The sequence below is a fragment of the Haloferax sp. DFSO52 genome (assembly GCF_048158745.1).
Classification (GTDB): Archaea; Halobacteriota; Halobacteria; order Halobacteriales; family Haloferacaceae; genus Haloferax.
This window is the reverse complement of sequence record NZ_JBLOPB010000002.1, coordinates 393,773-419,084: the sequence shown is the minus strand read 5'-3', so window position 1 is coordinate 419,084 and position 25,312 is coordinate 393,773. Positions and strand designations below refer to the sequence as shown.

Sequence of the window (25,312 nt, the reverse complement as noted above, 5' to 3'; positions counted from 1 at the left end):
GTGTACGAATGTGGCCTTTTCAGCGTGTGCGTGCGAAGTTCGGTCTGTTCAGAGATTCAACCACGTGTGCGCGTGCAGGTCGTCGGTCGAGTAATAGTAAATCTCGGTGCCATCGATGACGGCGTAGATGTCGATATCGGGGTCGTAGATGACGCGACGATTCGTGTCGATAGCCACGTCGACGAGGTCTTCTAACGTCCGAATCGAGATGTACTGCTTTTCGGATTCGGTCGGGAACTCACCGCGAGAGATCCACTCGTCGTGTCTGCTGTGCGAAATCTCTGTCCGAAGTACTTCGGGGTCGCTGTTGTCTTCTGTCCGGATGATGAGCCCGCAGAGTCCGAGCAACACGAACCCAAGGAAAGCCAACCCACTGTATTCGAGTGGGTCGGACGGTTCCTGGACCCTCCGGGTGACCGTCGTCGAGTGAGTCTTGGAGTCAGAGACTGCGCCGTCGAGATAGTATGCCTGCCCGGAGATGACGAACGGCGCACTCGTCGTAATCGTGCCTTCGTACGAGTCAGTCTGGTAAGTGACGTCCAGTGTGAGTGTGACCTGGAATCGACCGAGCCCATCAGTTTCAGACCGCTTCGTTTCGAGTTCATCGCGCATCGCAGTGACGTTTATGGATTGGGCCGCAGCAACGCGGCCGTCTGACACGCGCTGTTGGTCCTCGATGAGCGTTCGCGTCGACCGGTAAAACGGGTCTCCGTCTCGAACCCCGACTGTCTCCATCGTGAGTCGCTGGGTGACGAGGACGGGCTGGTCTGACGGAACGGTCGTGTTGACGTGAAACGAGACGACAGGTGCAATCTGAGTGAAGTACGCAGACTTGTTTTCGAGCGTCTCACCCTGGTCGTACAGCGACGACTCGCCCGTTGCGACGGCACTCGTCTCGACCGACGACTCGATGGTCTGGACGTTGACCTCGTCGGTGACGGTCTGCGTCGACGGCGTGAAAAAGACGTATCCAGCACCGACGAGACAGAGGAGACCGACAACTGCAAAGAGTGCGACGAGCGGCCGTGCCTGCCGTGTGACGAACAGCTCGATGCGGTCTTCAAGCGCCATCGTGCGAGAGCCAAAGATGTTCTACCCAAGCCAAAACCATTACCCGGCATATTGTCAACAGTCCTAAAAACTTTTGTCCTAGAACCGGGTATGTCAACATATAGAGAGTGTGAGAGGATGTCAAACGAGCCGTCAGAGCGACGTGACCGAGAGGTAGCCACGTCGACGTTCGAAGACTGGGTCGCACAAAAAGCGGCGGAACGAGACAGTTCACGGGAGCGCGTGCTCGAACAGTTACTCGATTCGTACTGGACGATGGAACAAATCACGCAGATGGTAGGTGGACGTGATGCATCAGTCCCGTTTCCCGTCGAACGACCGGCGAACACGACACGTGACGCTGACAGCGAACAGACGGATGGGGCCGTGACCGAATTCACGAACAGTGAACTCCGCGACAGCATCGAGACACTCCAGGAAAACCTCGAAACGGCGTCACGGCACCGAGCCGAACTCGTCGACGAGGTCCAGTCACTTGCGGGCAGACTCGACGAGGTCGAAGCAACACAGGAGTCAGTCGACGAACTCGCTGAGACGGTTCGCGAAATCCAGACCTCCCTCGAATCCGAACAGGCGCGTCTCGACGACCGGATCGACGACGAGTTCGACAACCTGCAGACGATTCTCGACTATCTCGTCAAGACGGGAGACAACCTCGACGCAAAAATCACGCAAACGCAGATCCAGTTTCGAGCAGAGATTCGGGAACTGCGGGCAGCACGTGACCGACTCCGTCACATCACAGAAGACGCACGGGAACTCGGCACGTACACCGCCGGCTGCGAACAGTGTGGCACGGCTATCGACCTTGCACTTCTCACAGAACCGGACTGCCCGAACTGCGAGCGGGCATTGACGGGTGTCGAAGCGGAAACAAACTGGCTCGTTCTCACGTCGTACACTGCGACCACACAAACACACGCGACAGATTCGCCACCCCGAGAAGGCGAGCGAGAGCACTCTCGCGAGACGGAAGCCCACAGTACCGAGGCGACAACACCCGAGACCGCAGACGGCACAGAACCCACCGCAGAAGCAGCGCAGTCGACGCCGAGCGAGTCACAGTCGGAAGGAGACGACTCGACAGAAACGACGCCCGGAACGTCGCCAGACGAAACCGAGTTTCAGTGGCTCACCTAGTCGGCTCGTACAGGCTCACAACAGCGTGACGGTCCCATCCGAGTCGAACTCGAGTATCGTATCGAACAGCGAAAAGAACGTCCGCACAGTCTGTTGGTCCTGCCGCGTCGGGTCGAGATAGAAGAACCCACGAGCGTCGGCAGACCGAATTCTGCCGTGGAGAATGTGCACGAATCGGAAGACGCGTTCGGGGTCGTCGACGGCATCGAGGAGCGCCGAGAGCGTGTGTACACAGACGGCGCTTGGAATCGCGTCGTCGGCCCACTCCGTGAGGACTTTCGTCGTCAGAATCCCGATTCGACGAAGGTCTCCTGGCGTCGTGACGGTCTGCACCGACACCAGTTCGTCGTACTCCTCGACACTGTTCGAAGCCGAGTACGACTGTGCGTCGATGAGCACTTGCGATTCGACCGACGAATTCCGAATCGTCTGAAGCTGTTGGCGCTGTTTGTCGGATGAGGTATCGACAGACACCACCAGTTGGCGAGTCGGTGCCGACGGTGAGGTCGGCAACATCAACCGTTTACAGACCGCGCGCGCCATCGCACTCTCACTCGGGCCGACGACCAGGACGTTCGTCTCGTCTTCGAGACGGTCGATTACTGCAACTGCCTCTGCGTCGAGTTCGACCTCGGCCTCAGACGGGGTGCTGTCGTCGGCGAACTCCCACGTGGTCGATGGAGGGTCTCGCTCCGCGTGGTCGCCGGAATCGACTCGTTTCTCACGGACAGATTTCGCAAGCTCCGACAGCGACAGCTCCTGAGACGTCTCGTCAGCGTCGGTAGCGTGGTCGGTGAGCGTTTCTTCGCGGGACCGGTCAGTTGCAGGAGTGGTAGACGAAATCTTCGTAGCCAGTTCTGCGAGTGACGACGAGTCCCCCTCGTTGGAGTCAGACGATACCTGTGACTCCTCCTCGTCGTGTTCGTCCATAGCAGGTAGAGTGTGAGAACGGAGTTAAAACCTTGGCTTGACGACACGTCTGTAGGCACACGGTGTTCAGACGAGACTGTACTGCGGCAGGCGAGGACGGTTTCCCCTCTGTGCAGTGGATTCACCACATCAGTATTGCTCAATTTAAGCAATTTTAAGTCAATTTTGAAAATAAACATATTGAGAGTTTCATCACGATATTAGAAAACAAATGTCTCATTCACCCAATATCTAACCCATATGCCCATAATTAGGGGATTTTTAGTGAACTATGGAAAACTCATGTCTGCACCACATATCTGATGAATATAATCCGAGATACACCATCAATCAGCGGTTATTAAACCTTATCGCCCACAATTAGCCGAGATATTCTGCAACCCACTATTGCATTAAGAGCGAAATACTACTCCGGCAGATACCCGCGAATCAGGACGAAGAACTGGCGGAGCGTTACTCCGCAAAATAGGATGTTTCCGTTCGCGAGTCAGCGTTTTCCGAACCGAATCCCGTCTTCGACCATCCGGAGGTTTCGCTCGCGGTCGATGTGCGGTTTCAACCACTCGTACTCCTGCAGTTGTAAGATGAGGTCCGCCTGGAGGTTCCGCCACGCAATGGCGTAAATCGGTGACTGGCCCCACGCACGGAGTTCTGGGACGAACTCGTCGTACTTCTCGTAGTGGTCTTCGAGTCGTTCGATGGCGTCGACGACGACCTCCGCCGCGTCAGCCTCCGAGTCGGCGTTCGTAATCGCTCTGTTCAAGCGGGCTTCGAGTCCCTCGACTGCCTTCTGCATGTCCTGTGCGGCTGCCCCGTCCGACTCGGGCAACGCGTCGATAATCGGTTTCGGAACACCGAGAGAGAGTTCTTCGATAGTCATACTGTGCACTGAGTGACCAGATAGCAAAAAGGCGGCGACGTTGGGTCTTCAGATGGCGTAGAGAACACTCGGTGGCAATGGGAGAACGTCCGATGTCGCCCTGGTGCGGGAGTCTCGCCGGAGTGCCAGAAGCTGCTGTGTGATTTCGAAGAACCGTGGTGAAAACGAGGGCGCGCCGGTGGGCCTCCGAAGGCCGCCCCAGACCTTCGGGAATGATGCGATTGTGGTGGCTACTCGTCTTCGTCGGCGGGAGTCCGTGCCCTGAGTTCGGACTCGACGAGTCCGTCGAAATCGACGCCGTTCGTTCGGTATTTCTCTCGGTTATCGGCGACGACGATTCCTTTCTCGGTAATCTCGTACAATCCGGATTTTGGTGCCGGGCCGACCCGCTCCAAGAGCCCGTAATCTGCCAGAATCGGCAGTCGTGTGTTGATGTACGACCGGTTCTTATCGAGAATATACGAGAGGTTCACAGCGGTGTTCCGCTTCCTATCGGAGAGGGCTTCGAGTATCTCGAAGTCAGTCGGGACGGCCAACTTCATATTGCATTGTTCGTCTAATGTGTTAAATAAACACCCCTAACTCATTGGAGGTATTCGAAGACAGCGACGGGGAACCACACAATTTGAACTGCCGTCGCGTTTTTATACTCCCCGCTGGTCGAGCCCCTCGCGCGCAAATCTGAGATCTTCGATAATCTGTTCGTGCTGGTGGATTGCCTCGTCTATGTGGCGTCGTATCGCAGTCGGGTCTGCGTCGGAGGTTCCACGATACTGGGTCTGGACGAGGTGCATCTCGAGTGCTGCCGACGTCGCATCACTCGCGGCCAACAGCGCCCGAGTGATTGCCCAATCCACCGTCCCGTTGTCGGGAAGTTCCTCAAACTCCCCAGAGTCCCCCTCATTTTGTACCATTGCATAACATGTTGGCTCGGAATGATATTTAAAATTGTACTTCGCTGTGACATTGTGAGCGCACGCCGCTGGAGGGGAGCCCGCTGCGTGCTTACGTCTCTTCGACGTGTCGAATCTCGACAGCGATTCCGCGCGTCGAGTCGACCATCTCCGCGCCACTCATCTCGGCCCGGCCGATTGCGAACGCTCTGGGGCCATCGACGATGACTTCGTCTCCCGGTCGGATGTCGGCGTCGGCGTCGACGACACCCGGTGCGAGAACCGACCCGTGCGGGACGAATCCGTCGATTTCGACGGTCTTCGTGGGTGCGTCGCTGTCACGCCAGACTTTCGCGCCCTCCAACGTGAAGGAAATGACGCCGTACTGCGGCACCATCGTCGCCAACTGCTCGCCGTCGTCGTTCCAGACCTGCAGTTTGGGGTAGCGGCTCGTCATCGACAGTTCCACGTCCTCGAAGAGTGCGTCGCCCGCCGCAGGCCCGAGTTGATAGTCGGCGATGGCTTTCACGACGTTGTGTTCGCGTTCTTCGCGGGTGAATTTGGGTTCGCTGTCGAGCGTCCGCATGAGGTTGCCGATGGATTCGGTCGTCGTCGGGTGTTCGGAGACGGTGTACTCGATATCGAGTCCGAGGTCGGATTCGACGCGCTCGACGATTTCGGTGTACGCTCCCGGCGGCACGTGCGCGATGATGCGGGGATACTCGTTGCGGGAGAGATACCGTCGAAGCACCTCCGCGACGAACGATTTCTCGTCTTCGGACCAGTCGCCGGTGACGACCGAGTCGTAATGCTGGGCTGGATACGTCAGTTCGAGTTCCTGTGGAACCACGCCGATTGGTGACGTCATCGACACCATGTGTGCGCGGTACTGCACCGCTTCCTGGAACTGCCGGTGACTCTGTGATTCGCTGTAGGGCTTCTTGGCCGAACATGGCAGCAAGACGAGCGGGTTGTCGAAGCGGTTTTTGTACCGCGTCGTCACACGGTCGGCGAATCGCTGAATCTCGACGCGGTCGATAGACTCCTCAGAGGCCGCCGTGAGTTCCGTATCTCGGATGACGGGAACTCGCTCTTCCATGTACGTGTACTGCTGGTCGAACTGGCGGAACGTCGCGGTCAACCACTGGTCGTGGCGGGCCTGCCCTTCGATGTAGTCGCGGAGGCGACCATCTCGGATGCGACGCCGAACGCGAGCGAGTTCCGCGCGGAGAGCGTTGACGTTGTGGTCGGCAGCGTCGGCACGGGTGAACTCGGACGCCGGTTGCTGACAGGCCGAACACGCACACGGGAACTCGTCGAGGTCTTCGAGGAAGTACTCGTCGTCGGTCGTGAGGTAGAACCCTTCGAGCCCCCGTGCACGGGCACGTTTCTCGTCGACGAGGTCGACGCCTGCAAAGACGAGCGTCGAGACGTTTCGCGGTGTCGCGACGCCCGAGAGCATGAGCGCGGCGTCGGACGGGAGATTCTGTTTCGCTTCGATAATCTGGTCGCGGAAGCCCCGGGCGTGGCCGACGAATCCCTGTGCGTCAGAGAGGATGTATGCGTCAGCACCGTAATCAGCGGCGGTGTCGGCCGTGACGGTAGCCACGGAGGGAAACTCCACGGCTGGGTAGTCGACGGAGAACGACTCGCGAACCTCGTCGGCACTCCCTGCGGGGAGCGAACGATGCGGGAGGACGGTCAGTACGTCGTCGGACCCTTCGGGCAGTTCGCGTTCCGCCGCCCAGAGACTGCCGGCGTCCTCGAGAACGTCGTCCACGAGCGCGGGCGTCGTCACCGAATCGGTGAGGCGCAACTCCCCGATTCTGGCCGCGCCGTCGCGCGCGTGAACCTCGAAGTAATCGGTCATACCCGCTTTCGGCCCCCGATGGGCAATTAACTTGCCTTCTGCGGGCGACGGCCGACACCACCACAAGGAGTTTTCCGATGGCTGTCGAACGTGTCGCCATGCCAACCAGACGGTCCCTGCTCGCGGCGGCGGGTCCCCTCCTCGTCGGTGGCTGCCTCGCCGGCACACCGGCGACAGACCAGCCGGCACCCTCGTCGTCCGAATCTCCCAGCCCACCCTCCCCCACGACTGCCCACTCGCCGACGCCAGAGTGCACCCGTGGCTATACGCTCTCGCTCTCTCCGTTCGCCCCCACCGAACAGCTCATCCTCCCGCTTCGTCCAGCGCAGAGTCGACTCGTCGAACGAATCTTCGCCGAAGGCGGGGTGCGACTCCAGACGTACGGCCAAGCCCCGATTCGGTCCGAGCGGTACGTCAACCACGAGGGCGCATACTACCGCGACGAGTTCACACAGGGTGGAGTCGAAGAGGTTTCCGCCCGCCGTGCCAACCTCTCGTGGTCGGACGGACAGGAGGCACCAGCAGACGAACCGGTCGTCGCCTACGCTGCCCTTCCGGCGGTCGACCAATCAGCCCTCTCGCTGCTGGTACACGGTCCCGAGTACTCACGAGAGGAGCTTCCGAGAGAAGGGATGTCGGTTCGAGACAGTCCAGCGCCGTATCCGGAGGGCACGGACGAATCGATGCTCGTCGGCGCAGGGAGGACGTGGGTCTCGTGGGAGGGCCGCGTCTACGACGTCACTGTCACGACAGACGAGTCGTCACTGTCACGACGAACGTTCGAGTACAGCGCAACCCGGGTCGCTGACTCAGCATCCGCCTTCCGAGCGTTCGCCGCCGAGACGTACCTCACGTCGCTCGCAATCCTGCCGAGTGAGGCGCGGTCGGTGCTCGACGCGGCGAAGGCGGCAGGCGGACAGTACGAGGACTGTGACGAACCGTCAGCGGGCTACCGGGCCGTGAAATGGCGTCTCGCAGTCGCGCCAGAGCTTCCGACGCCTCGTGACGGTGACTGGTACGTCGCGTACGACGGGGAGCGATATCGCCTCGAACTCGGTGGCTGGGTCGCCTGAGCGGTCGGGTACACAGAAAATCCGTCACGCAGGTCTTTCAGACGGCACACACGATTTAGCCCCTCCATCCCCAAGACCCGCTATGGACGCCCCGTTACCATCTGGTCCGTGGTCACGCGACCGGGTCGACGAGTTTCTCACGACGACGACAGTGCCCGTGAGGGTGTCGTGTCGAACGCCGACAGACGACCTCTGGATGCTCTCGCTGTGGTACGAATGGGACCCGAAGCTGTCCGAACTGCGATGTGCAACGTCCGCCAGTGCCGACGTCGTCGAGTTTCTGAACGCACACGACGACGTGGCCTTCGAGATATCGACGAACGACCCACCGTACCGAGGTGTCAGAGGGAGGGGAACCGCGACAGTCGAACCCGACGACGAAAAGCGAGTCCTCCGAAGACTCATCCATCGGTATCTCGGTGACGACGACAGCGCTCTCGCCCAGCAACTGCTGTCACCCGAGCGCGACGAAGTGCGAATTCGGATTCACCCCACGAAACTGCACACGTGGGACTACGCGAGTCGGATGAGTCAGTCAAAATAACCCCCAACGAAGGGGCAGGTGCCGTACGGGGGTGGCTTGTTGGCCCGCACGGCGTATGGAAACGGGGGTTTGGAGCGCGATGCGAGGGCAGTTGCATTCGAGCGTGGAGCGGTCAGCAGGGGTTCGCGACGGCTGGCACCGACGAGTGGGAGCACAGCGAGTGTGCGTCGCACAGGAGAGAGGAGGTTCGATACTTAAAAGAAGGTTTTCCGAACTCTCACCCAAATCTCTTCCCGATGCACCCCCAGTCGTGAGGCCCTGCACGCGAAAGAGACTCCATACCGCTCAGTTAGGTTACCCGAAATCGAATCGAACGCGACTGATGGCGTCGCTAAGAGGTTGATAATAAATACCTCTCCACCCTCAGGTAGTAGTATTGCATGGCTCACACAGAAACCGAGATCGGTGACGTGCATCTTGCTCTCTTTGCGTCGTACCGTGAGGACGAAGAGCCGTTTCCAACAGACGCCTCGTTGAACTTCCCTCGACGCGACCATCTCCGAGACGACATCCACCAGTTCAAACGCCTCATCTTTCCTCGCTGCTGGAACGCGGGCGAACTCACCGACGATGCCGCGACGCTTCGCGAGACTGTCGACCAACTCGCGTCACTGTGTTATCACGGCATCGCCCCGTACACCGACGCCGACCCGACAGAGATCGTCACGTCCGTCTTCCAGCAACTCCCAGACATTCGACGTGCACTGAAGAAAGACGTCGAGGCGGCGTACAAAGGTGACCCTGCAGCACGAAGTTATATCGAGATAATCCGGTCGTATCCGGGACTGCAAGCAATCGTCGTCCAACGTATCGCGCACGCCTTTTACGAAGAAGGTGCGCCGGAGTACGCCCGAGAGTTGACCGAGTACGCGAAGACAGAGACCGGTATCGACATCCACCCGGGTGCAAACATCGGCGACTACTTCTTCATCGACCACGGGACGGGCGTCGTCATCGGCGAGACGGTGAACATCGGTTCGTGGGCCAGGATTTACCAGGATGTAACGCTCGGTGCGCTCCACTTCGAAGAGGAAGAAGACGACGAGCACACGCTGAAAAAAGGCTACAAACGCCACCCCGACATCGGTGACAGCGTCGTCATCGGTGCGGGAAGCAAGGTTCTCGGAGCAGTCACAATCGGAGACCACGTGAGTATCGGTGCGAACTCGTGGGTTACAGAAGACGTTCCGAGTCACACGAGCGTGTACATCTCGGACCACCCGACACACGAGCGAAAGCCCAAGAAGTAACGTCGCTGTTCAGTCGAACGTAATCCACGCGAGAACCACCAGTCCGAGCGACTCGAAGACGTGGAGGAGCATCATGAGACGCCACGCGACGACAGGCACGTCCGTACTGAACCACCCAGACAGTTGCGGGTCGATGATGTACATGTAGAGCGCCAGCGCGTTCTCTGCGAGCAAGAACACGCCAAAGACGAGGAGGCCGAGGGCGTGCTTCGACCTGAACTGCAGGTAGTTCCACCCCCAGACGGCCGTCAAACCAGCCAACACTAGGACGTTGACTGCGGCCGCCACCCGCGCAACCTCTACCCAGATACTCATTCGTCCACCCCATCCGGCGTCTTCGTCATACGCACGTTTCCAAATCCGTTCATACTCAGTCTAGTTTCTCCACAATCGTCTCGACTGTCTCCCAGTTTGCACGGCATCGTGCCGAGGGGAGATAGACCGCACCGTAGTCGTCACCACTTCGCTGGACGACGTCGTTGTCCAGCAGCACGTCGAGGTGGTGACGGACAGTCTTGTAGTCGAGTTCGAGTGCCTCTGCCAGTTGATTCGCGTTTCGTGGCTGTTCCTCGAGTGTTTTGAGGATACGTACACGGTTCTCACCACCGCGCGTGCCAGTGAGTACGTACCAGAGGACAGCCTCCATCCTTTCGAATGACACATCGACACACCGGAACCTAAGACCATCGACAGATGTGGGTCGAAGACGGTGCGAAACGGGTGTTCCTCGGCGGGCTACTCGCTGGAATCAGTGGACGACGAGGTGGGGTCGTCCGATGTCGCCGCGGCGGCTAACATCTCGGTAACGTCGTTGAGTGACTCGACTTCGACAGCATCAGGGACGAGTCCGAGTGCCGACTCCGGCCAGTCGTCGTGAGCGAGCGTGAACGTCGCGTCGGGATTCTCGTCGACCAATCGGGCGACACCTCGGGCAGCCTGTTCGTAGGCGTCACGATCGAGTCGCTCCGGAACTTCGGCGGTCAGCGGATACGTCTCCGAGAGCGCACGTGGGAAGGGACCGAACGGCGGGACGACACGCCACGCCGCGTCGAACTCGTCGCCAGACGGGATGCCACCTTCGGTGAGGAGGACGTTCCCCTCGGCGGTCAGGCGGTCCAGCCGGTCGTGGTGACGAGCGACTTCTGGCCGGTACGCGCTCTCGTTCGAGACGTAGAAGAACGCACCTTTCGACGCCGGGTCTTCGCGTTCGAGTTGATCTGTGTGGTCGAGGAGTGCGCGGTAGCCGTCAAGCATCGCCGGATGCGACCGAGCGCGTTCTTCGACGAGTTCCATCAGGTCACCGTCGCGGATGGCCTGCTTGATACGGCGGAGTTCCGCGAACGTGACGTGCAGGTTGTGTTCGGCCAACAGTTTCTCCTGTGTCTTCTCGCCTTTCGCTCGCAGGTCGTCGGGCGAGTACTCAGTACAGATTGGGCACGTACACGGCAGATATTCGAGGTCTTCGAGGTGTTCGGTCCCGCGAACCGTCAAGTACCGGCCGTCGCGGGCGTACAGAGCGTACGCGGCAGAGTCGAACAGGTCACACCCGAGTGCGACAGCGAGTGCGAGCATCATCGGGTGGCCCGCACCGAACAGATGGACTGGCGCGTCGACGCCCAGCCCACGTTTCGCGGCGGCGACGGCATCGACCATGTCGCCGTAGCGGTAGGCGTTCATCATCGGGACGACGGCACCGACGGGGAACACGTCGAGGTCGGATTCGTAGGCGTGTCGACCGGCCTCCTCGCGGAGGTCAGGATACGTCGACCCCTGAACCGGCGCGTTGACGAGCATCTCACCCGTATCGACCGCTTCCGCGTCGGCAATCGCTCGCTTCGTGATTTCGAGGTCGTCTTCGGCCTGTTCGCGGTCGACGTCCGGTGGCGTCGGGATGTCGACTGGCGTGGCGATGTCGGTGCCGATGTCGTGTTGGAACTGGAGAATCTCCTCTGTCGTCGTGTCGATTTCGCCGTATTCGGCGAGTTGGAACGACCCCGAGTCGGTCATGATAGCGCCGCCGAAGTCGAGCATCTCGTGGAGGCCCACGTCGAGCGCCTCTTCGCGAAGATGGTCGTTCTTCTTGATGATGTAGGAGTTCGTGATGAGAATCTCCGCGCCGAACTCGGATTCGAGTCGCTCTGGTGGAATCGTATCGATGTTCGGGTTGACGACCGGCAGGAGGGCCGGCGTCTCGACGGTGACCCCCGCTCGAGGGACGGTCAAGCGGCCGATTCGGCCGGCGAGGTCCCCGTCGCGGATTTCGAAGTGGTCGCGCATGGTTGGCGTTCCGTGAGCGCAGCGGTAAGGGTTGCGTTCGCGTGCGAGTCTCCAGTCGGCCACCCCGAAGAATATGTGCACAACGCGTCAGTATTCGCTATGCAACCGGTCAACGAGTCAGACCTCGACTGGGACGAACACGAGGGCGTCGAAGGGTCGTTCAGACAGAAGCAGTTGGGCGTCGCCGCAGGAAGCGACAAACTCGGGTGTAGCCTCTACGAACTCCCACCGGGTGCGCAGCCGTGGTCGTATCACTACCACGCGGCGAACGAGGAGGCGCTGTACGTCCTCTCTGGAACTGGAACACTTCGCCTCGGTGGCGAGACGTACACGATCCGCGCAGGCGACTACGTGCCCTGTCCAACTGACGAATCTGGCGCACACTGTCTCGTCAACGACTCCGAAGAGACGCTCCGGTATCTCGCGTTCTCGACGATGCGCGAACCGGACGTGACGGTCCACCCCGACATCGAGAAAGTGGGCGTGTTCGTCGGCGCACCACCGGGGAGCAACGACGAGCGGACCATCTCCGAATTCTTCGATATCGACATCTCGACCGGAGAGTGACCGCTGACTGCACGCTGACTGCACACTAACTGAACGCTGACTGAGCGTTGACTGAACGCTGACCACCATCGAAAACCGGTTTCAGAACAGTAACTCGGTCGGCAGTCCACCCGGCATCTCTGCGAACTTGAACGCGATGTACGCGATCGTAAACAGCGTCGCGTTGTACGCCCCGTGGATGAGTGCAGGCACGACGAGGTTGTCCGTGAGTTCGTACGTCGTCCCGAAGACGAGACTCGGGAAGAAGAGAATCCCAATCGTGACGAGTCGCGCACTCGCGCCGCCAGTGAGGGCGACGTAGTGAATCGCGGCGAAGATCGCGCTGGCGAGGATGATTCCCGGAACCGGCCCGAACGACTCGCGGATACGGTTCTGGACGACACCGCGGAACAACAGTTCCTCACCGGGACCGATGAGGAGGAACGATGCCGGAATGAGAAGTAAGAGCACTTCTGGGTCCTGTGCTGCGATTTCGCTCACCTGATTCGACCCTGCTTCGACACCCACCATCTGGATGACGAGTGCGCCCATAAACGCCGCACCGAGGGCAGCCACGTATCCGAGGACGACTGCCACAAGGTCGCGGAGCGACGGGAGCGAGAGGCCGAAATAGTCGCGGTCGAGGCCGCGGAACGTCACGTAACCAAGGGCGACGCCACCGAATGCAATTCCCTGAAGGAGGATGAGTGACGTGACGATGACTGAGAGCGGCGTCAGTTCGATGCCGGCACTCAAGGCCGCCAACTGCGTGATGACGACGAGTACCGTCCCGACGAGGAGGCCGCCCCCACCGAGGACGAGGGCGGCGACGAGGGACCGAACCGAGTCAGAGAGTCGCGTCGTAGTAGCCACAGGCGAATCGTAGGGACGCCTCTGCCAAAACCCTTCGCGCTCGGAGAGGTGAATGTGGGCCGGTAGTCACCAGCGAGTTGTGCCGTTAGTCGCCAGCGAGTTCGTGATACAGCACACCGAGCACAGTCCGCGCATCTCGAACCTCGCCTGCGAGTATCGACTGTCGTAACTCGTCGTATTCGACTGTCGTCGGGCGGATACTCTCGTTGAAGTCGAGATTCTGGTCGGCGCTCGGTTCGCACTCGTTCGCGACGAAGTAGTGGTGGACCGAGTTGGCGATCCCATTCGCGGGTTCGACGGTCACGAGTGGGTCGACTGTCTTCGCTTCGTACCCGGTCTCTTCGGTGAGTTCTCGGTGTGCGGCGGCGGCGTAGTCGGTGTCACCGTCTTCGGTTCCGCCAGCAGGGAGTCCGCGATTCGTCCGCCCGACTGCCTGTCGCCACTCGTCGATGACGACCACGTCGCCATCGGGAGTAAATGGAAGTACGACGACGGCCGGGGGTTCGTCCACGTAGTGGAAGTCGGTCTCCGTTCCGTCGGGGAGGCGCACGTCGTCCATGCGGATATCGAACCCGGGACACGTGTAGTCGATTCGCGAATCGGTCGTCTCCCACGCAAGGTCGTCGTCGCTCATGGGCAGACGTGGCGACGGCGACTCAAAAAACGTCGCGGTCAGAACCCGCTCACAGTCGGCGACGATGCAGCCGATTGACGATGTCGAGGGTGGCCAGTCCGAAGCCGGTGAGTATCGCGCCGAGTCCGAAGGCGATACTCACGAAGTAGCCCTCGGTAAACCAGTATGGGAGCGGATAACTCGCTCGGACGGCGACGAGAAGCGGTGAGATGACGGGGACGTCAGAGATTTCGGGAGTGCCGGTCAGCGTCGCGTCTGACCGGGGAGCCCCCACCAACTCTCCAACGGGGAGGCGGTCTGCTTCGTAGGGAATGTAGTCGGTCTTCGTACTCCAGACGACGCTACCGGTTCTGTTCACTTCGAGGATGCGCTGATTTCCCGAGTCGGTGATGAGCGTATTCCCGTTCGGCAGACGGTCGGCATCACGTGGCCAAAAGAGGTCTACACCTTCGGCGCTCTCGACTGTCCACGCGACTTCCCAGACACCCGATTCGTTCTCGTGGAGTTCGACGATACGGTGGTTCTCGCTGTCAGCGACGAGAATCGCACCCTCGCCCAACCACTGCGGATTGTGCTGATGTCGCAGGAGGGTCGGCTCACCCATGCCGTCGCCATCGGTGTCTTCGTTTATCACATCGACGACGCCCGAGCCACGCTCGATGACGAGCACCTGGTTCGCGTTGCGAACCGAGACGAGATACCGGTCTTCACCGATTACGTCCACGTCGTTGATGTGAAGCCAATCTTCTTTCGTCGGGTCGGCGGGCGCGTCGTAGTACGACGACGCCTCCCACTGCCACGTCACCTCACCGTCCTTCACGGCGAGAATCCGTTCGTATTCCATATCCGCAACGAGTATCTCACCCGATTCGGTCGGTTCGACGTCGTGTATTTCGCTGTTCACCATCGTTCGGATGGGGAAACTCCACTCTTCGACGGTGACGGGGCCATCCTCGGCGTTCGGGTCGATGATTCGGTATCCAGTCCGGGCACAGGGCGAGGTGTACGGCCCACAATCGGTGTATCCGCTATCCATGAATGCAGCGATAACACGCCCGTCGTCGAGTGCCGTCACGTCGAAATAGCTGTCCGCATCGGCAAGTCGCCACGAGACGTTATCGTCCGAAAGGAGGTAGACGCTCCCGTATTTGTGAAGGCCGGCCCCTCCGCCTTGCGACCCCACGAGTGTCAAGTTCGCCTGTCCGTCATCGGGAGACGTGGCGGCACCGACACCGATGTCGGAGGCGAACGTCACACCGACGACGAACGTCGCGACGACGACGCCAACACCAATCAGTACGAAGAGTGCACCAGTCTTCCCTCTCGATGCGGGGACCATCGTGTAGAGTGGGTGATACAAACGCAAAAACCGTTCGGAAAACTCGCCGCCGTCTGCGACTTTCGCAATAGTTGGTGATTCACAGACACGAGAATGTAATAGTTCGCTGACGTGAGACTGAGACTCAGGTTGTGACGTCGAACGAGATCTGTTCGAGGTCCACTTCTAACTCCTCGACGTAGTCGTTGTACGCTTCGACGAACGCGGCGAAATCCGAAGCGAGTTTGCGAACGTCGGGTGCCGACGGCGGTTCGTACTGCGAGAGCAGGTAGACACCCCCTTCGCCACCGACGCGGAGGTACGAAACCTGCGGTCCGTCCCACTTCAGCTCCCAGCGAGTGCCATTCACTCGCTGGGTAAACGTTCCGTATTCCCCGTCGAAGCGGTTGAGTTCGCCCGCAATCGTGTTCCCGACTTCGCGAATCGTCTCGACGAGTCGGTCACGGTCCGCGACGATGGTCTCCGTCGTGACGACGTCCGGAAATTCGGTGGGAACGTCGTCGAGGACGCCGTCGAGTCCCTCGACGTGGTCGTTGTACGCTTCGACGAACGCAGGGTAGTCCTGCATCGCCGTCGCCAGCGGTTTCGGTTCGGGAGGTTGCTTGGTCGAGACGACGTACGTCTCGCCGCCAGACTTGCCCTTGAAGCGAAGGTACTGCAACGCGCCTGCTTCGTACTTCAGCGTCCACTTCCCGCGTCGTGTCTTGAACGTCTCCTGCCCGTAATCGCCGCCCTGCAAGATAGCGAGTTGGCGTGCAATCGTCCCCGCATGCGATTGCACTGCTGACACGACTTCGTCACGGTTGGCAGCAACGTCGTCGACGCTCGTCACGTCGTACGGGAGGGCCTCTGTCATTGGTGAGTTGTCTCCGCGTGGGGTGATAAGCACGTCCGTCGAAATTTTGACATTGAGTCAACATGAGTGAGGGACATGAGCACACAGACACGGACAGTTCGGGGGACCATCGGCGGAATGGCATCGCGGGCGAATCCAGCGTTCGCTGGCGGTATCGTGACTATCTCGGTGGTCGCACTCGCGTATGCACTCACCGTCGGAACGCTGCAACAACACACCTTCGTCCACGTGATGGCGGGGCTCCTCTGGACCGGGACCGACCTCTTTCTCGGGGCGATTCTCGGCCCGGTCATCGGTGGCCTCTCGAAAGAACAGAGTGCGGCGGTGTTCGAGCGACTCACCCCGAAGACGGCCTTCTTCCTGCCGTCGATGGCGCTGGTCACGATTGCTGGCGGGATTACACTCGCCCAGCGCCTCGGCGTGTTCCCCCACGCCGAACCGTGGCTGGCACTCTTTACGGCCGCGAATCTGATTCCGGTTCTCCTGCTCCTCGGGTGGCGGCTGAACGCGTGGTCGGACCGCCGCTGGCAACTCGTCTTCGCCGTCGCCACCGTCGGGTCGCTCGCGTGGGTCGCGACGACCATCGGCCAGTTCCAGATGACGACGCCCGCAATCGTCGTCGCGCTCGCCATCGTCACTATCCTCTCGGTTCAGGGCTTCGGGTTCCTCATGCCGGGTGAGATTCGAATGTACTTCGAGATGATTTCGGACGACCCCGACCCCGGTGTCATCTCCGCAATCGGACAACAGAACGCCAAACTCGGCGGCGTGCAAGGGCTGTTCCAACTCGTCCTCATTGCCGACATGGTGTATCTTCGATACGGTGGGTTCTGACGAACTCCCGGCCGAGCCTCACAAGTGGACCACAAAATCACCGATTTCCTGCCGTCTCGTTGGCCGACTCACTCCGGTTGTCGCTCGAAGACGCGCAGCGTGTCTCTGGCACCGCGTTCGATTTCGACCTGCGTGAATCCGAATGCCGTGAAGATATCCTGCCAGTCGCGGTAGTAGAGCGGGAAATCGTACTCGTGTTCGTTCACGCCTCGCTCGCTCGGTGGCAGTTCCTCGTCACCTTCGTTCTCGACGGTGACCAACAGGTCACTCGTCGCGCGTGCGACTGCTTCGAAGACCCACTCGTCGTCAGGGTGGATGTGCTGAAGCGTCTCGATAGAGTAGATTGCGTCGAACTGACCGTCGTCGAATCCGGTGACGACGTCTTCGATTGCGTCGGCGTAGAACGTCCCTGCCGCCGCGAGAGCGGGGTACGTCTCTTCCATCACCTCGAACGAGTCGACGTTGATGTCGATGCCGTGGAGGTTCGTGAAACCGTGGTCGCGAAGTGATGCGAGGTGACGGCCCGGCCCACACCCGAGTTCGAGAATAGCCGCATCAGGTTCGAGGCGTCGTTCGAACAGTCGTCGAACCGAAGTGCTCGTCTCGTTCGGTCCATAGTACGCGTAGTACTCTGGCGAAAACTCCCCCGACCGGTCTTCCCACTTCCGACGGACATCGTTGGCATCCACACTCACCGAATGGTCCGAACACGGGTAAACACTCGTTGTTCGGATTGGCTGAATCCGGCCAGCAGAAGTTCTGATTCCCACAGAGTTGCGCCAATCGCTGACTGACTACTCGGTGAGGCCGCGGATAACTGGTGTATTTGGGACAAGCGTCTATTATTTCGCCCAATGCAAAATAATGTGTCAACTAAAATATGCCCATGACACAACAACCCTCGCAAGCCTTATCCGCAAAGGGCCTGTTTGTCCAAAAGCAATGGCGAAAGGAAACGTTGATTTCTTCAACGACACAGGCGGCTACGGTTTCATTTCGACGGACGATGCTGACGACGACGTGTTCTTCCACATGGAAGACATCGGCGGCCCGGACCTCGAAGAAGGCACGGACGTGGAGTTCGACATCGAGCAGGCCCCCAAGGGCCCACGCGCGACGAACCTCACCCGACTTTAAATTAATTTAGTACGCCGCGTTTCGCGGCAGAACGATAACTTTCACTTTTAGGCGAAATCAGACACTGAGCGACTGCGTTTCGTCGCTATCGAGAAATTCCACGCATTACGTTGTCCGCAGAGCGGAGCATTCAGAGTTTTTCTGCGGAGCGTGCTTGCTCTGACCGACGTCGTGCCTGTGCGAGTCGGCGGTCTGTCGCCCGCGCGAGGTCCGCAGGGAGCCCATCCCGTGCGTCTGCTAGCCGCTCGGCAACCGTGTCGAGTCGGGACGAGACGGTTTCGAGGCTCTCGTCCGCCCGCCCACGATTCCCTGCTTCGGCACGTTCGGCGGCACGTTCGGCCGCTTCTGCGACAGCACCGAGTGCCTGTGCGAGTCCTCGAATCGCGTTCGACGACCCACTACTATCAGTCGGTTGGTCGGTCTCGGAGTCTTCGGATTCGCCGGCCACTGCTTCGACCTGCGCTTGTGTCTCCGCTGCGATATCAGCGAGGAAGGTAGCGAGCGACGTCTTTCCCGTATTGGGTCGGTCGATGCGGACACCACCCGCGTCCGACTCGCCAGTCGGGTCGGGGTTCACGCGGAACGCCCCAACCTCGTCGTCGGTGTCACGAACCTCGACGGTGTACGCGCCGCCGCGGTGGACGTACACCGCGTCGGGCCCGGTGAGTGGCGCGTCGTACAACCGGCCGCCGAAGTCGTCTTCGACGCCGAGGCCGGAGAGAGTACTGTCTGCACCATCTGCATCGACCTCCAGTTTGGTCGCTGAGTCACGGGCGACGAGTGGAATCTCACCGCTGACGCCGGCGGTCACGATGCCGCTGTTCGTCGTTTCGTCACTCCCCTCGGTCGTTTCAGCGCCCACTGAAACCTGCTCGCTGTGGGGTGCGAGACCCGCGCCGTTGACGGTGAGACGGTGGTCTCCAGTCGGAACGTCCTGAACGACACCGATGCCAGCGAACGTCGGTACTGCTTCGGGGTCGCTCTCGAGCAACAGCACCGATTCGACGGTGGGATCCTGTGTGGTCACTCCCTCACCCTCGGGTGCATCGTCGGTCGTGATTGCCTCTGTGACCCGGACGATGACAGTGTTGACAGTCGATGGCTCGCTGATGACGTCGTATCGGTCGGCTAACGCGAGTCGGTGGTTCGGCTCTGAGATATCCGCCGCGGGGTTCTCGTACCGTGGTTGGGTCCACGGCGTGCTCGCCGTCGTGATGTGGCTGGCGATAGCGTCTTCAGCGAACTCCGGGATAGAGAACTCGAAACTCAGTTGCGGTCCGGTGAACGCCGTGATGTGTTCGACGTCGCTCGTCGGGACGAGCGTGTACTCGACGTCGGCGGCTGTCTCGCGAGTCTCGTGGTCGAACACCAGTCCGGTCGCTCGTCGTGGGAGGTCGGTCGGCGGCGACGACAGCGCGTCGAACGACCGAATCGTCAACGACTCGTCGATGAGGTCGGTGCGTTCGACCGACGGCAGACGCTCGTCGTCGTATATCGGCGCCCCGTCTACTTCGGGGACGACGTACGGCAACGTTCCGCCTTCGTCGCGTGGAAGCCCGTACGCGATTGGAATCTCTGCGATGTCCTCGATGCGTTCGATGGCGCTGTTGGTGATATCTGCGAACGTCCCTGCGTCGGGCAACCGCTGAAACCGGTCGAGACTGTCGTTGACCGACAGCGCACTCGAATGCGACCCCAGTTCGGCGAGGATACGCGGGATACGCTCGGGGTCCGGGTCGAGAAATTCGTTGTTCGGCACCTTCCGAGAGTGCGAACTGGCGACGTACAGTTGCGGAACGGCAGACGCTGGGTCGGCCCCGTCGTCGATATCGACGAAGACGTGGAGCACCTCCCAGTCGTGCCAGTGGAAGTTCGTCGTGAACTGGTCGAACGTAGAGTAGAACCAGTACTGTACCACGGCCAGCGAGGAGTTCTCGTACTGAACGACGTTGTAGAACACCGTGGGGTCCGGAGGTGTGTCACTCGACTTCTTCCGTTCGTGGTATCCATCGACGGCGTCGAAGCCGTCGACGATGGTCTCGCCATCGCGTTCGCGCTCGTACGGTCGCGGGTCGGTCGGGAACCACTGTTCGTACTCATCGAAGTACAGCGTTGGCGCGAATCGCGTCGCGAGTCCGCGGGCGAATTCGTCTTCGACCCTCGCTGTATCGTTGTCCTCCCCATTCTGGGAAGTTGAACAGCCAGCAACCGCCCCGAGTCCTGCGGTTGCGAGCGTCCCAAGGAGGGTCCGCCGATTCACGAAGGGGTCTCTCATCGCATCACCACCGACCAATCAGTTCGACTGGCCGGCTGCCAGCACCGCTGTGTGCGTGACTCGTGACGCGAGACGGGCATACCATACGGGGTTCAACCGAGGACGACACATAGCCTTTTTGCCACGAAGATGGCTCTCTGACAGTTCTCGTCGCTCTCAGAAGTCTGTGTGCCGCAGAGTCAGCGTGTTTGAATCGGGTGCATAGATTGAGCGCGTTGGCGACCGCGTCCGTGAGTGGAACGGGAGTGAGGTAGATATTCCCAGCTCAGATTCGAACCACGGTCGCTGACGCTCCCTGATTCGAATCTTCGGTCGCCCATCCAACCGCGTTAGCAGCACTCGCACACGCTACGCGGTGCTCGTAGGTTGTTGAACGGGGTAGAAATGGGCCGGCTCAGATTCGAACTGAGGTTACGGCCACCCGAAGGCCGAAGGATACCAAGCTACCCCACCGGCCCGCATTTTGAGGCAAGCCACCATCGCGTTTAACAGTTGTGATTAGAGAGCACCGTCAGACTCGATGACACACAATCACGGCCGTTCAGTACTGCGAATAGCCCTCGGTATCGAGGTAGTTGTGCGCCACCGTAATCGAGTGGTCGGCGTGGAGAATTTCCGGACCCAGACGAACCCGCTCGTCGGAAACCGTCGCCAACAACTCGGCTTCCTCGTCGGTGAAGTCGTTGTGGTCCGAGAGGACGAACAGGGGATTTTCAGGAGGTTCCACATCGACCACTGGGTCGCCATCTTCGTGGAGTTCGACGACGGTCGAATCGCGTGCCGCCTCTTCCAGCGTCGTCTCGAATCCCATGCGACGGATGGAGACACCGGGCGACGACTCGGCGGGCATGTGGCCAATCGCCTCGTCGCGTTTCTCCAGTGCCTTTCGAACGAGTGCGGCAGTCGAGCGCTCGTCGGGGTTGAGTCGGCGGAGTTTGGAGCCTTCGAACCGGACGGTGTACTCGTCGCCAAGGACGAGGTGGACGCGAACGTTCTCGCGGATCGCGTGCGAGAGGAAGAACGCAGAGTTGACACAGCGGCAGAGCACGTCGAGACGGCCAGCACCGCCCGCGATGTCGTCGAGCGAGAAGTCGGGTGTCGTCGGCACGTCGTGGCCGAGGACGATGAATTGACGCATATCGCCGACTCCGCCCGAGAGGGCCTTAGCCCTGTCCACTCACGGGTGGGACGACGAATCTCGGTGGGATACAGTTGTGCGGTGCGAGCACCGAGTTACAGCGCCGATTCGAACAGTTCCTCGATTCGGTAGGAGGTCTGTTCCATCTGCTGGTGAATCAACTCTGAGTCGATTGACTCAGGAACCGTCGCGCTCCGCGTCAACCTCGTTTTCGATGGGCCCAGTGCCTCGAATGTGACCCGACCGGACATCTCGAAGCCACCTTCTTTGATTACGGTCCCCATGGATTCGTTCGGTTCGAACTCCACGATCTCCATCGTCCCCTCGACGGGCGTCTCGTACCGAATGTTCCGTCGTCGAATGAGCGTCCCAACACCGAGTGGTCCTGGCGTCTCGAGTTCCAGTTCGATGTCCGGGTCCCAGCGTGGATGGTTCTGCACGTGTTGATCTGCGACGAAGTGAAATACGTCTGACACCGGCCGACCGATTACCTGAGAAAATTCGATGGTTCGGACGCCTTTGCCCCCACTACTCGCCTGTTTTGCCATGATACGACCACCAGAAACTAGGAGTTCTGACGGCTAAAACTGGTCGAAGAGAGCGAAGGGCAGACACGAGGACTAACTGTGTAACAGCGAGGACCAACTGTGTACTGGGACGCAGAGAGCCGCCACCGCGCGCGTCATATACTGCTGGACGCTTACCTCAGGTGAGTGAGCACCCAATCGAGACGTGACCCGATGGTCCGTCTATTCACCAAATACGGGCGAGAGAATCTGGCGTTCTTCGTCGTGGGCCTGCTAGCGAGCGTGCTCAATCGACTCGTTGGAATCGTCCCGGCGCTCGTCCTCGGTGTCGCCATCGACGCCGTCTTCTTCCAGAACACCGCCTATCGCCTCCCACTGGTTCCGCCGGCGTGGATTCCGGCGACGATTTCGGGGCAGTTCTGGCTGAGTTTCTGGCTGGTCATCGCGGCGTTCGCCGCCGGTGTCGGTCTCTCGTGGGTGCAGGGACTCGGACTGGCCGTCTACTCGAACCGCGTTCAGCACGCCGTCCGCGTGGACACCTACGACGTGCTCCAGCACCTCGATATGACCTTCTTCGACGACAAGCAGACCGGGCAACTGCTGTCGATTCTCGACAGCGACGTCCGAAATCTCAGGACCTTCCTCGACAGCACGCTCTCCGGCGGCCTCCAACTCGTAGTCTCCGTCGTCGGTATCGCCGGCGTTCTCTTCTACCTGAACGCGCAACTCGCCGCCGTCACCCTCGTGGCGGTCCCACTTCTTGCGGTGTTTACCATCTGGTTCATGCGGACCATTCGGCCGATGTACCGTGCGCTTCGAGCGAGCGTCGGCGCACTCAATACACGAATCGAGAACAACATCGCCGGCATGGAGGTGATCAAAGCCTCGACGACAGAATCGTACGAGACGACACGCGTCGCCGACGCGTCGATGGACTACTACACGCGTGCACTCGCAGTTGTCCGTCTGGACTACCTCTACCAGCCGACGATGGAACTCCTCGCAGGCATCGCGTTCGCGGCCACCTTCGCCATCGGCGGCATCTGGCTCATCTTCGGTCCGCCGGGGCCCTTTACTGGCGAACTCCTCGTCGGTGAGTTCGTCACGTTCCTGTTCATGACCCAGCGGTTCATCGACCCGCTTTCTGGAGCGGGCCGCATCGTCAACGCGTACGAGAACGCCCGCGCGTCTGGCGAGCGAATCTTCGGGCTGACCGACCGCGACGTGACGGTCCAGGATGCGGCCGATGCGATCGACCTCGGTCCTGTCGTCGGCCACATCGAATTCGACCACGTCTCGTTCGCCTACGCGACGGGCCGGTCGGTGCTCCACGACGTGTCGTTTGCTGGCGAACCCGGCCAGACAGTCGCCCTCGTGGGTCCGACGGGTGCAGGGAAATCCACCGCTGCGAAACTCCTCTTGCGTCTCTACGATACGACTGACGGCGCGGTTCGCGTCGACGGTCACGACGTGCGCGACGTGTCGGTTCAGAGCCTCCGCGAGGCCATCGGCTACGTGAGTCAGGACGTGTATCTGTTCGACGGCACAGTTCGCGAGAATCTGCTGTACGGGGCGTTCGACGCAACGGAACCGGAGATGATGGCCGCTGCGAACGCGGCCGAAGCCCACGAGTTCGTCTCGAACCTCCCTGAGGGCTACGACACCCGAATCGGTGAGCGCGGTGTGAAGCTCTCTGGTGGCCAGCGCCAGCGACTCTCTATCGCCCGCGCGATGCTCCAGGACCCACAGATACTGGTGTTGGACGAGGCGACGAGCGCCGTCGATACCGAGACAGAGCTCCTCATTCAGCGTGCACTCGACCGACTGACGTCGGGCCGGACGACACTCGTCATCGCGCACCGCCTCTCGACGATTCGACACGCAGATTCCATCGTCGTGCTCGACGAAGGACGGGTCGTCGAATCGGGCACGCACGAAGAACTCGTCGCAGAGGGGGGCCTGTACGCGACGCTCTGGGGGGTGCAAGCGGGCGACGTCTCGGGTGTCTCTCCGGCCCTTCTTGACCGACTCGTCGAACGAAGTCGGAAAACTGATCTCTTCGTCGACGGTGCGACAGCGGATGGTGGCGCAGACGACCGGTGAAATCGCACGACAGCACGGACTCGACGACTGGGTCGTACTCACGCAATTCGTCAGTTGCAGGCGACTTATTCACCCGATAATATAGTGTCGACCTACTGTTCCCACGAGTGACGTATGCAAAAGATTCTCACAGTTCTCGTCGCCTTCGGCGTCGCAGTCGCCGGCGGTGCAGTCGCACCGTCACTCGTCACTGCTGACGAGTCGAGTGGAACAACGATATCCAGTTGTACCACGATTTCGGAACCGGGGCACTATACGCTCGGAGGGGACCTGACGAACGCGACCGAAGGAAGTTGTCTCCAGATAGCGTCCGGTAACGTCACTATCGACGGCGCAGGGCACACGGTCGCCGGCAGTGGAAATGGAACGGCGATCGACGTGAGTGCGGACGACGAACTCAGACAGGAACCGTACCAGAACGTCACAGTCCGTGACGTTCGTCTCGAATCGTGGGAGAAAGGCATCTCGCTCGTCAAAACGCAGAATTCGACGATATCTCGTGTCGAGATTACTAACGCGACGACCGGCGTCGAACTCACCCGAAACGCGGTGAACAACGTCGTCGAGAACAACACCATCACGAATACTGAAGACGGTGTCCTCGTCGTCACTATCGACAAACTCGACACTGGGACCAACTACATCCGCCAGAACGACATCACCAACAACACTGACGCCGTCGACGTGACGGCCACGACCCAAGAGGTTGTCGTCGAATACAACGACCTCTCTGGGAACAAAAACGGTGTCCACGTCCACGTCCCCCACGCGTGTATCCCCGGTGACGAGGGTTCAGAACTCGTCTTAATCCATCAGAACGACCTCGGTTCGAATTCGGCTCACGGCGTCTTCAACGAAGACGGTGACGGCATCCACGCCGAACGCAACTACTGGGGTGCGAGCGACGGTCCGTCCAGTTCGGAAGACCCCGATGCACCGTTCGAGGGCGCGAGTTCCAGCGATATCGCGAACGGTAGTGGGAGTGCAGTCAACGAAGACCCCAACTACTTCGCTCACACGAACGTTCACTACTACCCCTACCTCGAAGAACCACCGGCAGACGCGGGCGTACAAAACGAGACTGCGGCGTAGTCCGACCGCGCCAACGGTTCTGTTTTTCGA

The 25,312-nt window shown here is 60.2% G+C and carries 26 protein-coding genes and 1 tRNA gene; 9 read left to right on the top strand and 18 right to left on the bottom strand.

Annotated features, from left to right (window positions below):
- Nucleotides 1–48: 48 nt before the first annotated feature.
- Nucleotides 49–1,071 (bottom strand): DUF5305 domain-containing protein, encoded by a 1,023-nt coding sequence (locus ACK3SC_RS11630; RefSeq protein ID WP_416840351.1) that lies wholly within the window; start codon nt 1,069–1,071, stop codon nt 49–51.
- A gap of 117 nt (nt 1,072–1,188) precedes the next feature.
- Between ACK3SC_RS11630 and ACK3SC_RS11625 the strand changes: the two genes are divergently transcribed.
- Entirely contained in the window at nt 1,189–2,211 is a 1,023-nt protein-coding gene (locus ACK3SC_RS11625; RefSeq protein ID WP_416840350.1) for a hypothetical protein, read from the top strand.
- Nucleotides 2,212–2,226: 15 nt separating this feature from the next.
- On the opposite strand, the gene ACK3SC_RS11620 is transcribed toward ACK3SC_RS11625, so the two are convergent.
- From ACK3SC_RS11620 to arcS, 5 genes are all read right to left on the bottom strand, one after another.
- Nucleotides 2,227–3,141 carry a hypothetical protein gene (locus ACK3SC_RS11620; RefSeq protein ID WP_416840349.1) on the bottom strand — a complete coding sequence of 305 codons (915 nt, stop codon included), beginning with the start codon at nt 3,139–3,141 and terminating at the stop codon, nt 2,227–2,229.
- A gap of 487 nt (nt 3,142–3,628) precedes the next feature.
- On the bottom strand, nt 3,629–4,021 hold the full coding sequence (locus ACK3SC_RS11615) for a hypothetical protein (RefSeq protein ID WP_416840348.1): 393 nt from the start codon (nt 4,019–4,021) through the stop codon (nt 3,629–3,631).
- Between the two features lie 230 nt (nt 4,022–4,251).
- The gene (locus tag ACK3SC_RS11610; RefSeq protein WP_416840347.1) at nt 4,252–4,563 is read right to left on the bottom strand and encodes an ArsR family transcriptional regulator; all 312 of its coding nucleotides are present in this window, start codon (nt 4,561–4,563) and stop codon (nt 4,252–4,254) included.
- A 102-nt stretch (nt 4,564–4,665) separates the two neighbouring features.
- Complete coding sequence (locus ACK3SC_RS11605; protein WP_416840346.1) at nt 4,666–4,935, bottom strand: hypothetical protein; 270 nt, start codon at nt 4,933–4,935, stop codon at nt 4,666–4,668.
- 91 nt (nt 4,936–5,026) lie between these two features.
- Nucleotides 5,027–6,784, bottom strand: coding sequence for an archaeosine synthase subunit alpha (gene arcS / locus ACK3SC_RS11600; RefSeq protein ID WP_416840345.1), 1,758 nt, complete (start codon nt 6,782–6,784; stop codon nt 5,027–5,029).
- A gap of 77 nt (nt 6,785–6,861) precedes the next feature.
- Here arcS and ACK3SC_RS11595 point away from each other — a divergent pair, with 77 nt between their 5' ends.
- The 3 genes from ACK3SC_RS11595 to epsC all read left to right on the top strand — a co-directional run bounded on the left by ACK3SC_RS11595 (nt 6,862) and on the right by epsC (nt 9,651).
- Entirely contained in the window at nt 6,862–7,857 is a 996-nt protein-coding gene (locus tag ACK3SC_RS11595; protein WP_416840344.1) for a hypothetical protein, read from the top strand.
- An 82-nt stretch (nt 7,858–7,939) separates the two neighbouring features.
- Nucleotides 7,940–8,401, top strand: a complete 462-nt coding sequence (locus ACK3SC_RS11590) for a pyridoxamine 5'-phosphate oxidase family protein (protein WP_416840342.1) — start codon at nt 7,940–7,942, stop codon at nt 8,399–8,401.
- Between the two features lie 380 nt (nt 8,402–8,781).
- Nucleotides 8,782–9,651 (top strand): serine O-acetyltransferase EpsC, encoded by an 870-nt coding sequence (gene epsC, locus ACK3SC_RS11585; protein ID WP_416840341.1) that lies wholly within the window; start codon nt 8,782–8,784, stop codon nt 9,649–9,651.
- Nucleotides 9,652–9,660: 9 nt separating this feature from the next.
- On the opposite strand, the gene ACK3SC_RS11580 is transcribed toward epsC, so the two are convergent.
- From ACK3SC_RS11580 to tgtA, 3 genes are all read right to left on the bottom strand, one after another.
- The gene (locus ACK3SC_RS11580) at nt 9,661–9,966 is read right to left on the bottom strand and encodes a hypothetical protein (protein WP_416840340.1); all 306 of its coding nucleotides are present in this window, start codon (nt 9,964–9,966) and stop codon (nt 9,661–9,663) included.
- A gap of 55 nt (nt 9,967–10,021) precedes the next feature.
- Nucleotides 10,022–10,297, bottom strand: coding sequence for a winged helix-turn-helix domain-containing protein (locus ACK3SC_RS11575; RefSeq protein WP_416841219.1), 276 nt, complete (start codon nt 10,295–10,297; stop codon nt 10,022–10,024).
- An 89-nt stretch (nt 10,298–10,386) separates the two neighbouring features.
- Nucleotides 10,387–11,928 (bottom strand): tRNA guanosine(15) transglycosylase TgtA, encoded by a 1,542-nt coding sequence (tgtA, locus tag ACK3SC_RS11570; protein WP_416840339.1) that lies wholly within the window; start codon nt 11,926–11,928, stop codon nt 10,387–10,389.
- A gap of 99 nt (nt 11,929–12,027) precedes the next feature.
- Between tgtA and ACK3SC_RS11565 the strand changes: the two genes are divergently transcribed.
- Complete coding sequence (locus ACK3SC_RS11565) at nt 12,028–12,495, top strand: cupin domain-containing protein (RefSeq protein WP_416840337.1); 468 nt, start codon at nt 12,028–12,030, stop codon at nt 12,493–12,495.
- An 81-nt stretch (nt 12,496–12,576) separates the two neighbouring features.
- Here ACK3SC_RS11565 and ACK3SC_RS11560 read toward each other — a convergent pair whose 3' ends face one another.
- The 4 genes from ACK3SC_RS11560 to ACK3SC_RS11545 all read right to left on the bottom strand — a co-directional run bounded on the left by ACK3SC_RS11560 (nt 12,577) and on the right by ACK3SC_RS11545 (nt 16,176).
- A complete protein-coding gene (locus tag ACK3SC_RS11560; RefSeq protein WP_416840336.1) occupies nt 12,577–13,347 on the bottom strand; it encodes a CPBP family intramembrane glutamic endopeptidase in 771 nt (256 codons plus the stop codon).
- 85 nt (nt 13,348–13,432) lie between these two features.
- Nucleotides 13,433–13,981 (bottom strand): NUDIX hydrolase, encoded by a 549-nt coding sequence (locus ACK3SC_RS11555; RefSeq protein ID WP_416840335.1) that lies wholly within the window; start codon nt 13,979–13,981, stop codon nt 13,433–13,435.
- Nucleotides 13,982–14,030: 49 nt separating this feature from the next.
- The gene (locus tag ACK3SC_RS11550; RefSeq protein WP_416840334.1) at nt 14,031–15,320 is read right to left on the bottom strand and encodes an arylsulfotransferase family protein; all 1,290 of its coding nucleotides are present in this window, start codon (nt 15,318–15,320) and stop codon (nt 14,031–14,033) included.
- A gap of 124 nt (nt 15,321–15,444) precedes the next feature.
- Complete coding sequence (locus tag ACK3SC_RS11545) at nt 15,445–16,176, bottom strand: hypothetical protein (protein ID WP_416840333.1); 732 nt, start codon at nt 16,174–16,176, stop codon at nt 15,445–15,447.
- Nucleotides 16,177–16,293: 117 nt separating this feature from the next.
- On the opposite strand from ACK3SC_RS11545, the gene ACK3SC_RS11540 reads away from it, so the two are divergent.
- Entirely contained in the window at nt 16,294–17,010 is a 717-nt protein-coding gene (locus ACK3SC_RS11540; RefSeq protein WP_416841218.1) for a hypothetical protein, read from the top strand.
- Nucleotides 17,011–17,078: 68 nt separating this feature from the next.
- On the opposite strand, the gene ACK3SC_RS11535 is transcribed toward ACK3SC_RS11540, so the two are convergent.
- Nucleotides 17,079–17,699 carry a class I SAM-dependent methyltransferase gene (locus ACK3SC_RS11535; protein WP_416840332.1) on the bottom strand — a complete coding sequence of 207 codons (621 nt, stop codon included), beginning with the start codon at nt 17,697–17,699 and terminating at the stop codon, nt 17,079–17,081.
- Nucleotides 17,700–17,952: 253 nt separating this feature from the next.
- Between ACK3SC_RS11535 and ACK3SC_RS11530 the strand changes: the two genes are divergently transcribed.
- Nucleotides 17,953–18,147, top strand: coding sequence for a cold-shock protein (locus ACK3SC_RS11530; RefSeq protein ID WP_004041873.1), 195 nt, complete (start codon nt 17,953–17,955; stop codon nt 18,145–18,147).
- 130 nt (nt 18,148–18,277) lie between these two features.
- Here the strand turns inward: ACK3SC_RS11530 and ACK3SC_RS11525 are convergent, their stop codons facing one another.
- The 4 genes from ACK3SC_RS11525 to ACK3SC_RS11510 all read right to left on the bottom strand — a co-directional run bounded on the left by ACK3SC_RS11525 (nt 18,278) and on the right by ACK3SC_RS11510 (nt 22,108).
- Nucleotides 18,278–20,422, bottom strand: a complete 2,145-nt coding sequence (locus ACK3SC_RS11525; RefSeq protein WP_416840330.1) for a hypothetical protein — start codon at nt 20,420–20,422, stop codon at nt 18,278–18,280.
- A 385-nt stretch (nt 20,423–20,807) separates the two neighbouring features.
- Nucleotides 20,808–20,880 (bottom strand) — tRNA-Pro (locus tag ACK3SC_RS11520).
- An 83-nt stretch (nt 20,881–20,963) separates the two neighbouring features.
- On the bottom strand, nt 20,964–21,560 hold the full coding sequence (trmY, locus tag ACK3SC_RS11515; RefSeq protein ID WP_416840329.1) for a tRNA (pseudouridine(54)-N(1))-methyltransferase TrmY: 597 nt from the start codon (nt 21,558–21,560) through the stop codon (nt 20,964–20,966).
- Between the two features lie 95 nt (nt 21,561–21,655).
- Nucleotides 21,656–22,108, bottom strand: a complete 453-nt coding sequence (locus ACK3SC_RS11510) for an SRPBCC family protein (RefSeq protein ID WP_416840328.1) — start codon at nt 22,106–22,108, stop codon at nt 21,656–21,658.
- A 192-nt stretch (nt 22,109–22,300) separates the two neighbouring features.
- Here ACK3SC_RS11510 and ACK3SC_RS11505 point away from each other — a divergent pair, with 192 nt between their 5' ends.
- Both ACK3SC_RS11505 and ACK3SC_RS11500 read left to right on the top strand, forming a co-directional pair.
- On the top strand, nt 22,301–24,190 hold the full coding sequence (locus ACK3SC_RS11505; protein ID WP_416840327.1) for an ABC transporter ATP-binding protein: 1,890 nt from the start codon (nt 22,301–22,303) through the stop codon (nt 24,188–24,190).
- Nucleotides 24,191–24,304: 114 nt separating this feature from the next.
- Nucleotides 24,305–25,282: a right-handed parallel beta-helix repeat-containing protein gene (locus ACK3SC_RS11500; RefSeq protein ID WP_416840326.1), complete on the top strand. Its 978-nt coding sequence runs from the start codon at nt 24,305–24,307 to the stop codon at nt 25,280–25,282.
- Nucleotides 25,283–25,312 lie beyond the last annotated feature (30 nt).